This window comes from Sphingobacteriales bacterium (assembly GCA_016699615.1).
GTDB lineage: Bacteria > Bacteroidota > Bacteroidia > Chitinophagales > JADIYW01 > JADJSS01.
Genome location: CP064984.1, coordinates 1,108,826 through 1,123,481 on the forward strand (window position 1 = coordinate 1,108,826; position 14,656 = coordinate 1,123,481).

The following is a 14,656-nucleotide window of genomic DNA, read 5'->3' on the forward strand; positions in this document are numbered from 1 at the left end:
TGTAAGCTCCTGTCGCTTTCTATGTCTGTAAACCTATTCTTACTACTCCTTCACATGTCGCTGTATCTATAACTGAACTTGTCGATACATTCTCGGTAACTGTCAATGCTATCGTGCCTGTACATGTGCCTGTGCTTAATTCTATATAATGTAAGCCTGCTCCATAATTAACTCCGCCTATAGCTACTGAATCGCCTTCACATACCGCCTCTAACATCTCTATCGTATCATTTGCTAATAATACCTCTACGCTAACTTCTACTATACTGTCACAGCCTGTCGCATTTGTTAATGTTTGTGTGTAAACGCCTGTCGCATTATATGTATATCCGCCTATCTCTACCGTCTCGCCTAAACATATTACTGTGTCTATTACTGTTGGTAATATCTCTGGTAATACTGTTAAGTTTAATGTAATTACACTGTCACATGTACTGCTTCCTGTCGTAACTACTGTGTATGTACCACTCTCACTGTATACCTCGCCGCCTACATTTACATATGAACCATAACATACTGTACTGTCTATTTCTGTACTGTCTATCTGTGTCTCTGTTATCACTAAATGTACCATGCCTGTACATTCTACATTGTCTACCTCTATATACTCATCCATTGCGCCACAATAGTTAACACCGTCTATCACTACACACTCGCCTTCACATATTGTTCTTGATACTTCTATTGTATCGCCGTCTTCTAACACTATCACATTTACTGTATATACTGTATCACATCCACCTATCGTACTTGGTACTACAAATACATCACCTATCGTGGTCGTTGTATAAACTCTACCGCGTACCTCTGTCTGCTCGCCTTCACATATCGTAGCATCTACTAATACTTCTGGTGATTCTAACTCCTGGATATCTATCACTAGAATACTATCACAACCATTTGAGCCTATTAACACCTGCTCGTATACGCCGCCTGATGTGTAGCTTATTCCATTGATATCTACAACACTGCCTATACATAACATTGTGTCTATTCTTGACGCTAATGGCTCTAATACTATAACATTTGTTGTAATTATACTATCACAACCCGTTATCTCTGATGCTAAGGTATCTACATATACTCCTGTCGCATTATAAGTACTTGTGCCTACTGTTACTGTACTGCCTAAGCATATCATCGTGTCTATCGTTACTGTAACTGGATAATTAACTAACACATTCAACACTAAAGTATCTGTACAACCTTCTTCACTTGGATAAACTATCTGATATGTTCCTGTGCTACTGAATGTCTGTCCATAGTAACTTACACTCTCGCCTGAACATATAGCCGTATCTACTACTTCTTTACTTCCGCCATTCTCTATCGTTACGTTGATTGTTACTATACTATCACAACCTAATGCATTCTCTAACACTTGTGTGTAAGCTCCTGTCGCTGTATATGTCTGTAAACCTATTCTTACTACTCCTTCACATGTCGCTGTATCTATAACTGAACTTGTCGATACATTCTCGGTAACTGTCAACGCTATCGTGCCTGTACATGTGCCTGTGCTTAATTCTATATAATGTAAGCCTGCTCCATAATTAACTCCGCCTATAGCTACTGAATCGCCTTCACATACCGCCTCTAACATCTCTATCGTATCATTTGCTAATAATACCTCTACGCTAACTTCTACTATACTGTCACAGCCTGTCGCATTTGTTAATGTTTGTGTGTAAACGCCTGTCGCATTATATGTATATCCGCCTATCTCTACCGTCTCGCCTAAACATATTACTGTGTCTATTACTGTTGGTAATAGCTCTGGCAATACTGTTAAGTTTAATGTAATTACACTGTCACAACTACTGCTGCCTGTTGTAACTACTGTGTATGTACCACTCTCACTGTATACCTCGCCGCCTACATTTACATATGAACCATAACATACTGTACTGTCTATTTCTGTACTGTCTATCTGTGTCTCTGTTATCACTAAATGTACCATGCCTGTACATTCTACATTGTCTACCTCTATATACTCATCCATTGCGCCACAATAGTTAACACCGTCTATCACTACACACTCGCCTTCACATATTGTTCTTGATACTTCTATTGTATCGCCGTCTTCTAACACTATCACATTTACTGTATATACTGTATCACATCCACCTATCGTACTTGGTACTACAAATACATCGCCTATCGTGGTCGTTGTATAAACTCTACCGCGTACTTCTACCTGCTCGCCTTCACATATCGTAGCATCTACTAATACTTCTGGTGATTCTAACTCCTGGATATCTATCACTAGAATACTATCACAACCATTTGAGCCTATTAACACCTGCTCGTATACGCCTGATGTGTAGCTTATTCCATTGATATCTACAACACTGCCTATACATAACATTGTGTCTATTCTTGACGCTGTCGGCTCTAATACTATAACATTTGTTGTAATTATACTATCACAACCCGTTATCTCTGATGCTAAGGTATCTACATATACTCCTGTCGCATTATAAGTACTTGTGCCTACTGTTACTGTACTGCCTAAGCATATCGTCGTGTCTATTAATATGGTATTTGAATCTAATGTTGTAATTGTAGTTATCATAGTATCACAACCATTAGAAGCAGCTAATCGAGTTATAACAGTCCCTGTATCAGAAATTTCACATGTCTTTTTCTCTATTGTAATCATATAAATACTATCAATATTAATTGCATCACTAGTGCATATACTACTACAATTATTATTAGTTACTGTTAGATTTAATGTATAACTTCCAGTTAATCCTGCATTAACACTTACAGACTGTCCTGTTGATGAACCTACTATAACACCATTCCCATTTATTGTCCATAAATAAGTATTCATTCCAACAGGACCTGTATAAATTCCACCTATATTTTCTGAACAAACTGAAGTACTACCATTTATATTACAAAGTGGAAATTGATTTGCGGTAACTGTTACACATGAGGTGTCTCTACAACCTGCAGCTGTCTGTACGATAACTGCATATGTTGTCGTCGTTGTCGGACTTACTGATAATGTTGTGCCTGTTGCGCCTGTGATTATTGTAAATGATGTACAGCCTGCATTTGATGTGTACCATTGCTGTTGACTGATTGTGCCACTCGCTACACTATATCCTAATGTTGTACTTGTACCTGAACATATCGCAGATGGTGTCGCTGTTGCTGTTACATCTGGTTTGGCTCCTACGGTAACTGTTACACATGAGGTATCTCTACAACCTGCAGCTGTCTGTACGATAACTGCATATGTTGTCGTCGTTGTCGGACTTACTGATAATGTTGCGCCTGTTGCGCCTGTGATTATTGTAAATGATGTACAGCCTGCATTTGATGTGTACCATTGTTGTTGACTGATTGTGCCACTCGCTACACTATATCCTAATGTTGTACTTGTACCTGAACATATCGCAGATGGTGTCGCTGTTGCTGTTACATCTGGCTTTGCTCCTACGGTAACTGTTACACATGAGGTATCTCTACAACCTGCAGCTGTCTGTACGATAACTGCATATGTTGTCGTCGTTGTTGGACTTACTGATAATGTTGCGCCTGTTGCGCCTGTGATTATTGTAAATGATGTACAGCCTGCATTTGATGTGTACCATTGTTGTTGACTGATTGTGCCACTCGCTACACTATATCCTAATGTTGTACTTGTACCTGAACATATCGCAGATGGTGTCGCTGTTGCTGTTACATCTGGCTTTGCTCCTACGGTAACTGTTACACATGAGGTATCTCTACAACCTGCAGCTGTCTGTACGATAACTGCATATGTTGTCGTCGTTGTCGGACTTACTGATAATGTTGCGCCTGTTGCGCCTGTGATTATTGTAAATGATGTACAGCCTGTATTTGATGTGTACCATTGTTGTTGACTGATTGTGCCACTCGCTACACTATATCCTAATGTTGTACTTGTACCTGAACATATCGCAGATGGTGTCGCTGTTGCTGTTACATCTGGTTTGGCTCCTACGGTAACTGTTACACATGAGGTATCTCTACAACCTGCAGCTGTCTGTACGATAACTGCATATGTTGTCGTCGTTGTCGGACTTACTGATAATGTTGCGCCTGTTGCGCCTGTGATTATTGTAAATGATGTACAGCCTGCATTTGATGTGTACCATTGCTGTTGACTGATTGTGCCACTCACTACACTATATCCTAATGTTGTACTTGTACCTGAACATATCGCAGATGGTGTCGCTGTTGCTGTTACATCTGGTTTGGCATTTACTATTATTGTATTACATACTGTATCTCTACAGCCAGTTGTACCATCTACAAAAATAACACGACCAGTATATGTACCTATATTATTTATTATCTGAGACGGTAAATTAACAACACCAGTACTATTTGAAATGTTACCTATAAATGAACCTGTTTGGCAGTTTTGACTACCAGAACCAAAACTAAAATAAAATATTCCAGAACTTGATGATGTAGCTGTCATTGTTGTACTTACTCCTATTCCACAAATATTAATGTTAGATAACGTTACATCTGGACAAGCTAACTCTAAGCCTTCTATATCTACAAGTCCTGCAGCAAAAGTATTTGCTAAAAATATATTCGAACCATTACCTGCTGTAATTTCAAAAAGGTTACTAAAACCACTAGCAGAATTATCCTCGAACCCAATTAATCTATTGCCACTAAAATCCCAAGTTAATCCATCCAAACCATTTGGTGCTGTATTATCATCATATGTGGATATTCCTGAACCTGTAGTTGAATTGATGATATATACATCCTTGTCATCGGTCTCAGATACATACAAATTTCCACTATAATCAAAAGTAAGGGACTCCGCGTCATTCAGATTACCGCCTCCTGGTTTTGTCATTTGTACAGGATAACCACTTATAATAGCAGCTGTGGTCTTATTAAACTTGTACAAATCTCCACCTGCTTTAGAACCACCATACAAATCCCCAGTTGCTGGATCTATGGCAAGACTTTCGATATCCTGACCTCCTGCAGCAATAGAGCCTATCACAGTTGCACATGGCTGCTGACCATTTACGAGGTCATTTATTTTGATTTTGAGTAGTACAGGGGCATTGAATGAACCTAAGGACTTATTAGATGTGAAATAATATTCATTTGTAGTTGGGTCCCATGCGGCAGACTCCAATTCGGAACCTCCGGAAATATTGATATTAGTGCTACTAACACAGTTGTTACTAGACCATTTAATTAGCCCCCAATCTGTTGTAGTGCTGTTGACCCCTGATTGTGTAGACCAATTTGTGACTGAAAATAAATGTCCATCATTTTCATTTATTGCCCATAAAGCGGAATTAAGACATGGTATTGGAGCACTAGAACAATTAACTGGTGCAACCACAATTGTTGTATCCTTAAAACAGGCATTGCTACCATTAAACAAGCGTAAAGTATAAGTTCCGCCTGTATTAGGTATTGCCGTTTGCACATCTTGAGGTAAACTAATAGTAGATGCCGATGCATAATCAGGTGTGCCACTATAAACAGCACCCGTGCTCACTCCATATCTGTCGGCGTTTGACACACCTGTTAAGGTTATTTTTCCATTGTTATTAGCAGTTGCCCCGGTACATGTTGGGGCTGTTTGGCTTGTTGTAATTGCCGAAGGGTTTGTACAAGAACTTGAACACGATGCTGGTGCAGTATAGGTTGAAGTGCCACTACATGCTACATCCGCACTAAATACTGCGGTAACAGTATATAAATTAGTGGCTGTTCCTACTGTTGCTGTAGATGCAAAATCTATTAATAAATTATCTAACACCAATACGATTGAATCTACATTGTATAATGGTGTAATAAATAATGGATAACATGTTGAGGTACTTGGATCGCATGGTGTATTTAATTCTCCTGTGAATACAATGCCACAACCTGATTCTATTTGATAATTGTCTTCTGATACAAATTCTGGCTCTGGTACATTTACAACTAATACTTCGCCACTATTGGTTCTTGAGGCACAATTAACCGCAAGTGTTGTATAATACCAATCAAAATCAATCTTTGTCGTGTCTTCATTATACGTATAACAACAGGCTGTCCATTTAAAATTCATATTTACCATCAATAAACTATCCGGATTTTGGATTGAGTCTATGATGATTGGCCATGAATTGCCTATATTATATAATGTTATTGTTGTCGTATTATTTGCAATGTTTTGTTGTACTAATACTTCTCCTGCTCCGTCTCCTACTACTGTACATGAACCATAACGGTTACAAACATCTATTAATCCTAAAGTATCTACTAATGCTGGTACTGATATTACTAATGAATCTACTGTATACTTTAAATCAAATATCATATCTCCATTATTATCTAATGGATAACATTGATTTAGTGTTCCTGAACAGTTATTGGCTAAACTAAAGTCTAATGATGCTTTACATCCTAATTCGTATGCTAAATTTGCAGCTGTAGTGAAATTATCAAATACAAATAAATCTATATCGTCTGTTGCTGTCTTAGTTCTTGGTGAACATGAGTTTGGTAAATCTCTGTAATGGTAATTTATATTATAATATGCATCTTCTGCAATCTGATAACAACAGCCATCATACTCTAATGTCATATTAAATATATATAAACTATCAAAGTTTTGATAGTTATCTTCTTTTATTGGCCAGTGGTTACCACCATTGCTAAGTACTATTCTTGTACTTGTTGCAGTTGGGTGAGTAACTGTGATGCCATCTCCTGCTGTACTTCCTATAGTATAGTTTGTACCATTTGATAGACGTAAAGTCGCTCCACTTGGTAAACTATCTAATCTTAATCCTACAAAATTTAAAGTAATTGAATCTAAATAGTATTGTGGTCTAAATTCATTTGGGAATCTATCTGTAACACCATTCGCACAATCATTCACAATGTATGAACTAATATCTACCTTACAGTTTGGCACTGCTGTATTATGTGTTGCATATACTTTAATACTATCATTATTATTGTAATATGCTATACTATATGCCTCATCTCTATATCCATATGAGGTTTCTGATGGTTTATGGTAGAAAGTCTCATAAGTAATCATGTCTGGAGTAGCTGCTGTATCTATAACCTGATAGGAGTTTACAAAATTGATTGGTGGATAGCTTTCTCTAAATGTAAAATTAAATAGATTATTATTACATGCATATGGTGCTTGACTTGTATTTACCTTATAATAGGTTATAAAATATAAGCTATCTCCTGCCTGAATTGTTCTTCCTGTACATGGTAGACTTAATCTAAAAGTATCTATAATTCTTGTACCTAAATCTCTTGTTGTTCTTGTGATACAACTTGTAGAAATACCTATATATGTTCCTGCTTGTGTTACAAAATATACTGAATCTACCATTAAGAAATCTAATGGATCATTATATCTTGGTGTGCCTCCTGGTGCATATTGGTCATTCACCCATGTGAACACACTTAATGTTGTGTCAAAATTGAAACTCACCTTTGACATAACTCTTACTGTATCACAGCTCGCTTGTATATCTCTACTATTACCTGGATTTGCTAATCCACTTAGTGTACTATCTTGATATCCTAAAGTTATTCTGCTTACATTAAATGTATGTACATTCACTAGCCATGGACATTCCGCTCTTACTCCTCCAACTGCATAACTAGTTTCTCCTGAACAACTTCTCTTAAATTCGCAACAAACTGTGCCATCTGTTTGACGGCATGCATAGGTTAAATCTTTACTTTGTATATAACCTGCTATTGGTCTAGATAATAGTGGGTATGGTACACATGGGTAAGATGGTCCATAACCGTTGGTTACAAATTTGATGGATAAATTATTTGTTCCTCCTGTTGGCGTTTGTACTTGTTCCTTTAAGTATAATTTTAAACAAACAATGCTATCACCACTCACAACTGTAGTATCATAGTGATGTCCTAAATATCCTGGATTAAGTGCTAACCACTGTGCTGGTGTAATATCTGTATGATGAAAATAGCTTCCACCAAAAAATGATGGATCTATATTATTATTTCTAACACTATCTGCATGTGCCTTATTTTTAGTATTATTCATACACACTTTTAATACCAACTGTGTATCGTTCGGGCATTCGGCTATACCAAAGTGTGTATAATCATATCTTAAGGTATGTAAGTTCGCACCTCCGTATGGTGTAACAGATACATCATCCGATAATTCGTTATTGAGTGAAGTATTGGAACCATCTGAACGCTCATCCATTAGTATGCCTCTCTGTGCATTTTCTGTTGTACATATTCCGCCTGAAGTACCTGATATACTACCATCACAGTTCTTTGTCGTATCTGGTGTGATACCAAAACATCTATCAAAGAATAACTGTGCATCTGGACGGTAACAAAAATCGCCTAGTGCTGTACAACTTCCTCTATTTTCTGTTGTGCCACTTGCTTGGCATTTTAATCTAAGTGCTGCTCTTATCGTAATATCTCCTGAAAACTCATCTATGAAGCCATCGGTATCTAAACCTGAATTGAAAAAGCCTGGAATGGCTGTAGTGTTATTCGCTAAGTTTACAGTCCATCTTCTTTGGGCATCTACTGTAATACCACTACCTGATATGGCTACTCCATTGATGTAGACCGTATCAATATCATACATATTACAATTTCTGCTATCTAATACAAACTTAAATCCGCCTAAGGTATCGGCACCTACTACTTTTACTTTATAATCTACATATCCATTAGAACAATAGCTTGGCATCGTGTAATTAAAACTATCTAATGATACATTTGAAATGGCATAAATAGGTTGGTTGATTTGTGCTGATGCTGTTTGTCCACTATATAATAATGAATCTCTGAACTCACCTGAAAAACATAAGCGATATATTGCCTTAAATGTTGGGTATACACATGTATTGGTAACTAGCCCTAAACGATCAATCTGCCATGATACATTTGTTATTGTATTTGTAGCATCTATAAATCCATCTCCATCTAATCCATCAAAGAAACCTGGAATCGCAGTTGTATTGTTGGTTAAATCTACCGTATAGATGCCACCACTATATTGTAAGTGACTTCCGCCTAATCTTACGCCGTTGATAATCACACTATCTACTGTATATTGTGTACAGCCTCTAGTATCTAACTGGAATTTAACCTCTGATATTGTATCATATTGTGCCCCACCTGATAGTTGTAATCTGTGGTTGATATAATCTAAACCACAATAGCTACCACTTGTATAACCTTGGTAGGTTGGTATGGTTACACTTCTTGAGGTTGGGTTACATACTCTGTTGGCTGGTGTGAATGGGAAAGAGCCATATGCTATTGTTGTGCTGTCTCTAAAGCCTGGACATTGATTGTAAGCTCCGCTTATGCTTGGATAGAAACAACATAGATTGGAACCTACTGAATTAGGATTTAATTGTATCGTTATGGTAATGTTCTGGTTGATATCGTCTACAAAACCATCGCTATCTAAATCTACAAAACCTGGAATGGCAACACTATTGGTATAATCTCTTAGGTTTAATACGTATCTGCCTGAAATATCTTGGGTAAATCTACCTGCATCTATTAATACGCCGCCTACTCTTACATTTATGGTATTGATATTATATAAATTACAACTTCCTCTGTCTAAATAGAAAATCGCATCATAGATGCTTCCCAGTTGGCTAATGTCTACTTGGTGGGTAACGCTGTTATCGCCACATAATTGTATGGTTGAGCTACTTTGGTTGGCTTTTAAGCTTGAAGAAGCTGGCAAGTTGGTGAAAATAATTTGTGGACGTGTGCTTAAACTTATAACGTTTTGACCTGATTGTCTGCCACTATTTAATAAGGTGTTAGAATCTCTTAGCGCTGGACAGATATTGTATGCAACTTTGTAATCTGGAAACGCACATTGTGCATTAAAATTACTGATTGGTGAATTGATTGATGTAAAATATTTTACTTTTATGCTGTCTGGTTCTTCGTCTAAATTACCATCGCCATCTGCATCTATAAATCCTAATTGACTACCTAATGTATTGTTTATATTATTTAAGTCTATACATATACTACTTCCATTTACACTCAACATGCCACTTGGTATTGATATCCCATTAATATGTACACTATCTATATCATATAATCCACATGATTTTGTGTCTAAACATATCATTAAGTTACCAAAAGTATCTTGCACTGGTGATAGTGTTGTATACTCATAATAGCCAGGTGTACAAAATCCAAATTGTAGATAACTTGTAAGACTACTGCTTACCCAATTACTATATGCTAGTAATGAATACTGTGTATTGGCATCTTTTCCACTATATGGATATATTGCAGAATTTACTGATGATTGACAGAAATTATATGCATCTACACTAAATGTAGGATAACTACATGCTGTAGTTGTATTAAATGTATAGTTAAATCTTACTGTAAAACTACTTTGATCTGTATTGATATTGTCATAAAATCCTGGAATGGTAATAGCATTTGAGGTTAAATCTACAGTTGCAATGCCACCTGATACTGTGAATGGAACTGAAACACCATTGACAAATGCTTCTGTTATAGTATAAAAATTACATCCATTAGTGTTTAAACTAAATTTAAATCCTCCTACTGTATCATCTAGCTCAGATAAATCTATGGTGTATTCCATATGACCAGCATCACAAACTCCTACTTGTGCCTCACTTGACAGTTCGATACCCATATTTAAACATGGTATTAATCCCAAATTCTTCATACCATCTAAACCTACTCCCAATCTATGATACTGTGCTGTATAACTCTTAGCACATTTATCTTTGTATGTAGTTGTAATATATGGCTTACGACAATCTGAACAGTTTACCGTACAGCTCGTACTACAAGCAGATTTATAATAAACATAAAATTTATAAGCATTATCTCCAGTTGCTGGCAATACACCCATTGTAATAGGTGCTATACTATTGATTGCCGCACTGATATTAAAATTTAAAATTGTACCTGTGCTTGATACTGGTGTTACTTGAACTGTTTGTCCTTGATATTCTACGAAAAATCTATCGTAATTGAACAAATTACATCCTCTTGTATTAAAACCTAGCATAATACTGTTTATACCTGCATTGGTATCTAAACCTGCGCCATAAGTAGATGCATTGGTTTGAGTATATACAAATAAACCTGTATCTGCTGAACATGAATAAGGAACACTTGTCTCGTTACTACTTAGTGTTATCGTTGCTCCTAAGTCAACTATATAACTATAGTTTGCATTGGCTGTTTGACAGGTACCTGATGGTGCACAGCCCCATGTCGCTCTAACTATGCTCGTATTTTGACCAACTGGACATGTCGCTAATAAATCATACTCTACAATTATACTATCCTGCTCCTCGAATCTGCCTGTTAGATCATACACAGATGCCTTAATTGGAAATTGCATACCACTAGCTGTAATATTGGGACTTGCTACTGTAATACCATTTACCATTACACTACCTGGTACTATATTTACTGCCGTTGAAGCTATATCTCTATAATATATGCTATCTAAATAGGCTAACTGTCCTGTTTGATTGATAACTACTCTTCTATGTACTGTACCTCCTATGCTAACTGTTGGTATTGTGCCTTGTGATTGAACTACTAGTACTGGACGATAAGTATTATTATTTAATGCTACTGTATTTTTTCCTGAATAAGTTTCATAGGTTGGTGTCCAGCCTCCTGTTGTTCCTGGACATGATAAACATGGAAAACGCTGATAATTTAAATTATAATTTACAAATAAATCTCCACCCAACAAGTTAACCCCACAACGTGCCTTTACGCCTAAATATACTACAAATACTTCATTCGGATTTAAGCTTGAGCCAATCGTAAAATTATAGCTACTACCACTTGGATTAATAACCTGAGTCAATGGCACCAAGAAATCAGTTACTGGAGCTCCTGGATGTGCATCTAAACTATCTAATGGCAGTCTAAATATTTTACCATAACCACTAAACTCATAACCTGATGGCAATGTAGTGCCAAGTGTAATGCCTTGTAAGATTACCGTGTCTTCTATCGCTGTAATGGCAAGCGCTAATGTGTCTTGGTCGCCACAGATGGTCATATTACTCAATTCTGGAAAACTTCCTTTACCATTGATGTCTACAAACAATGCATCGAACAGTCCTTGTGCTTGTGTACTCAAAAACATGAACATTGAGAACACTAAAACGCAAATTTTACGTATCATATATCTATAATTAACTTTTTTTAATTTACCCCTAGATAGTTTTTAACGTATTTTAATCTACAAATTTAGTTTTTTTTTTTGAAATAATCAACAAAAAGTAAAAATGTTAATAACTTTGCAATAGCATTATCATACTAAATGTGAAGAAAGAATACTATTTTATTGATTTTCTTAACCAAAGTATATATTAAAAAAACCTTAAATCGCATATATATATTTATTTTAGATGGTTCTTTAGGAAAACTATTTATTAAATTACCTTAAAGAGCATAACAAAGTCATGTAAGAATAAAATTATATATTTGCATCTGTGTTAGCAAAAAGAATAATTCCTTGTTTAGATATAAAAGATGGACAAACTGTAAAAGGTATTAATTTTATAGATTTAATTCATGCTGGAGACCCTGTGGAATTATCACAAAAATATGTAGAACAAGGTGCAGATGAATTAGTTTTTTTAGATATCACTGCAACTGTTGAGAATAGAAAAACATTTGCAGAACTAGTAAAAAAAATAGCATATACAATAAATATTCCTTTCACTGTTGGTGGCGGAATTTCTACGATACAAGATGTAGATGTATTGCTGGGTGCTGGTGCTGATAAAGTTTCTATAAACTCTTCCGCTGTAAAAAACCCAGGTTTAATAGATGAACTTTCTAAACAATTTGGCTCTCAATGTATAGTTGTTGCTATAGATACAAAATTGGAGGATGATTGGAAAGTTTATGTAAAAGGTGGGCGAGAAGCAACATCTATTTATACCAAAAATTGGGTTCTGGAAGTACAAGAACGTGGTGCTGGAGAAATACTATTAACATCAATGAACCATGATGGAACAAAACAAGGTTTTGCATTAGATATTACTGAATATTGTGCAAATACACTAAATATTCCAGTTATTGCAAGTGGTGGTGCAGGAAATAAAGAACACTTTGAAGGTATATTTAAAATTGCAAAAGCAGATGCTGCATTAGCTGCATCTATATTTCACTTTGGAGAAGTTCCAATTCCTGAATTAAAACAATATCTAAATACAAAAGGAATATCTATTAGGATATAATAATCAGTTTCCTTAGTACAAAAATTTGTTATCATGTGACATTTTTTAATTCATACTTTTATTGTAATATTGCATCATAGTTCTTTAACTTAATGTGCTTATTACGAAAGACGGAGGGAATAGGCCCAATGATGTCTTGGCAACCTTGTAAGATACTTGAAAACTGATTATAAAATAATTTATTAATTATTTGTATCTAAGAGTAGAAACAATCTGACAAAAAGGTGCCAAATCCTACCTTATTATTTGAGGAACGATAAGTAGACTTTTATCTTCTCTTATTTAGTAATTAAATTTATCATTAATTTATTGAATTTATTAATACTAAAAATTATTATTTAAATATAATTATGACACACCAATTATACAATATTGCTCAACAAAAAATTCTCATCCTTGATGGCGCAATGGGAACAATGATTCAACGTTATAAGCTAAATGAAGAAGATTACCGTGGCGAACAATTTAAGGAACACATTTCTCCACTTAAAGGAAATAATGACTTATTGTCTATCACACGTCCTGAGATAATAAAAGAAATTCATCGACAATATTTTCAAGCAGGCGCAGATATCGTAGAAACAAATACATTTAGCGGAACAACTATAGCACAAGCAGATTATCATTTAGAAGATGCTGTTTATGAAATAAACTACCAATCAGCAAAAATTGCAAAAGAGGTAGCACAAGAATTTACTGATTTTCCAAGATTTGTTGCTGGAGCAATGGGACCAACCAATCGTACAGCATCAATATCTCCAGATGTAAACAATCCAGGATTTAGAGCAATAAGTTTTGATGAACTAGTTAATGCATATTATTTTCAAGCAAAAGCTTTAATAGATGGTGGTGCAGATATTCTATTAGTTGAAACAATCTTTGATACTCTAAATGCAAAAGCAGCATTATTTGCTATCCAAACTTTATTTGAGGAAAATAAGTCAGAAGTTCCTGTTATGGTTTCTGGTACAATTACAGATGCTTCAGGACGAACATTGAGTGGACAAACAACAGAAGCATTTCTAATTTCTATGTCACATGTTCCATTGTTTTCTGTAGGATTAAATTGTGCTTTAGGTGCCAAAGAATTAAGACCATATTTACAAGTATTAGCAAAAGAAGCTCCATTTTTTGTAAGTGCTTATCCTAATGCAGGCTTGCCAAATGCTTTTGGTGGATATGATGAAACGCCAGAACAAATGGCAGATGCAGTAAAAGAATATTTAGAACTAGGAATAATAAATATACTTGGCGGCTGTTGTGGTACCACACCAGCTCATATCAAATGTTTTGCTGAAGTAGCAAAAAGTTATCAACCAAGATTAATCAATAAATTACAACAACAATACTAAAGTATTTTATATAAATCTAAAATA

Annotated in this window: 3 protein-coding genes and 1 riboswitch; of the genes, 2 read left to right on the forward strand and 1 reads right to left on the reverse strand. The window is 35.6% G+C overall.

Going from position 1 to position 14,656, the window contains the following annotated elements; genetic code table 11:
* Window positions 1–19: 19 nt before the first annotated feature.
* Complete coding sequence (locus tag IPK18_05270) at window positions 20–12,172, reverse strand: hypothetical protein (protein ID QQR98922.1); 12,153 nt, start codon at window positions 12,170–12,172, stop codon at window positions 20–22.
* 355 nt (window positions 12,173–12,527) lie between these two features.
* Here IPK18_05270 and hisF point away from each other — a divergent pair, with 355 nt between their 5' ends.
* Together hisF and IPK18_05280 are read left to right on the forward strand one after the other, a co-directional pair.
* Window positions 12,528–13,280, forward strand: coding sequence for an imidazole glycerol phosphate synthase subunit HisF (gene hisF, locus IPK18_05275; protein QQR98923.1), 753 nt, complete (start codon window positions 12,528–12,530; stop codon window positions 13,278–13,280).
* Window positions 13,281–13,375: 95 nt separating this feature from the next.
* Window positions 13,376–13,543: riboswitch (SAM riboswitch) on the forward strand.
* An 87-nt stretch (window positions 13,544–13,630) separates the two neighbouring features.
* Window positions 13,631–14,632: a homocysteine S-methyltransferase family protein gene (locus IPK18_05280; protein ID QQR98924.1), complete on the forward strand. Its 1,002-nt coding sequence runs from the start codon at window positions 13,631–13,633 to the stop codon at window positions 14,630–14,632.
* The last annotated feature ends 24 nt before the right edge of the window (window positions 14,633–14,656 follow it).